The sequence below is a fragment of the Flavobacterium sp. W22_SRS_FK3 genome (assembly GCF_052113665.1).
Lineage (GTDB): Bacteria > Bacteroidota > Bacteroidia > Flavobacteriales > Flavobacteriaceae > Flavobacterium.
Map to the genome: position 1 here is coordinate 1 of NZ_JBGQOF010000054.1, position 2,349 is coordinate 2,349.

General features: G+C 34.4%; 1 protein-coding gene. It reads right to left on the bottom strand.

Annotated elements, in window-relative coordinates:
- Positions 1 to 1,846, bottom strand: a 1,846-nt coding sequence (locus ACEN2I_RS19850; RefSeq protein ID WP_441767813.1) for a DUF7507 domain-containing protein, incomplete at its 3' end; no start/stop codon positions are given.
- Between the last annotated feature and the right edge of the window lie 503 nt (positions 1,847 to 2,349).

The window sequence follows — 2,349 nt, forward strand, 5'->3', positions numbered from 1 at the left end:
AAAAAGTCTGACCTTCTACTGGCGATGACCAATACGTATAATCGAAATTCTTCATAGGCTGGGAATTTCGCTTGTAGACAATTTTTCCAGAATTGACAGCATTAGTCGTTTGAATTAGACTTGCATTATTCTCAAAAATTAAATTCTGATCTGTTGCAACATTTACCCAATTTGTTATAGTCAAAGTTCTACCAGATTTAATAGTGACTTTTGTAGTGCTTCCTGAAACAAGGCAAGTACAGCCGTATAAATCAATATTAGGATCAGTTGCCGGAGGATAATTTCCGGTAAAAACAATATTCTGATCAAGAGTAGGTACTGATCCGGCAGACCATGTGCTCCCGTTCCATGTATTTGTTGTCTGACTTGAAATCGAAATGCTTGCTGTTGAAGGAGATTTACATCCACTACTGTTTGTTATTCTAAAACTATATGTTCCTACAGCCAACCCAGCTACAGTGTAAGAAGATCCTGTGCCAGTAGTAATTACTGCCCCTGGATTTCGCTCTAAAGTCCAGGTTCCCGTTGAAGGCAAATTATTTAAAACGATCGTCCCTAATGAATTACAAGTGATGCTTTTAACAGCACCAATTGTAGGTGGCGTAAATAAATTAATAGACGTTGGAATATCATCTCCATTAGTCTGTCCTGAAATATCTTCAACTTCATTTAATGATGGATCAATTGCTGTAACTTTTGCTGTGTTGATGACTTTACCTAAAGCAACATCAGCAGCTGTAACTGTATAATTTGCGTTTAAAACAATAGTAGCACCAACCGCCAAAGAAGCTATGGGTGATCCTGAAATTGTTCCAATCTTCGGATCTGTAATACTTAAGTTAGTTAAAGGAACCTGTCCAGTATTAGTAACTTCAAAAGTATAATTAATCACGCTTCCAACCACACCGCATCCTGTTATAGAAGCTTTTTTTACCAAAGCAACTTCAGCAGTTTTTAATGAATTTTTATTTATCGCGATGAAAGCGCAATCTGAATCTCCTGAAAAATTCACCACAAATCTATCAATTTGTGCAGCATTTGCAGAAGTAATGCCAAAAACACTTAAATCCATTGCAAGCAAACGTATTTCTCTGGTTTCGTTTGCTAGATAAGTAGCAGATGGAGTTCCATTGTTGGCATTGAACAAATCTAATCGATAAGTTCCCATAACCGGAATAGTAGATGAACTAAAATTAACATTTACGATAGTTCCTACCGTTACGCCATTACTATCTACAAACTTAAATGTATCTACTTTAGAAGTGGGAGATGCAACCTGACTAACCACTATATCAGGTATGTTATCAGCAATTGAGCTTGATTGAACATTATTTGACCCTACTTTAAATGAAGCTGATCCCTCTTTTATATTAGCAATTCCTGTTCCTAAGGCTAAACCGTTGACACCATCAGTTAGCCTTGAGGCCAGCTCGGCGGGAAGAGAAGTAGTCCCCGAAAGTGCCGGAGTCAACACTCTGTTGGTTAACGAACCGTCTATCATAGAGCCTTGTAAAAAAAAAGTACTCGAAGCATAATCTAAAGATTGAATTTTTAAAGCTCTGAAAAGAGTATTTTCAAAAACAATCGAATTAGCCGTTAAAGCTGCATTATTGGCTCCAGTGGCGTATGTTTTACCTCCCCAGTCAAAGGCTAATAAATTATTTTCGGTATTAGGCTGATTCGCAACAACATTTGTAGCAGAACTTGATGCAAAATATCCATTCCAATCCGTATAAATTCTTGTTACTGAAGTTTGACTTAAAGTTTTAGAAGTGAAGAATAAAAAAAATAAAACGATGGTCTTTAAAAACAAAGGGCGTACCATCAAAAGTAATTTTTGAATCATTTGGTAGGTTTATGGTGTTAAATAGTTCTGGAGCAATTAACTTATATACCTATTCTATTATGTATGTAATCTGATTTTTTCAACTGGAACATTACAATTTCTCCAAACATGTTCAATGCACACATTAAGAAGTATATAAGTCACAAAAATAATTATTTTGCAATTTGTTTTTTCTATGAGAAATGTAAACTCGATTAAAAACATATAAACACGATGTAATACCATGGATTTTTTATATTTTAAAAAAAAATAAGTAGAATCCTATGCACTTTTATAGATTTCTCGTTTAATACAATGTTTTTAATACATAAAATATATGTTTTTTAAATAAAAGTAAAAAGCTAATAAAAAAAATCCGACAACTCTCGCCATCGGATTTTTTAATTATTGTCCTGTTATTTTATTTATTTAAAGATCACTTTTTTAGTTGTAGTTGTACCATTCTCCAGAACTACTTTGACCAATAAAACCTGTTGGGCAAAGGGAAGGTTCTGCATTACCAG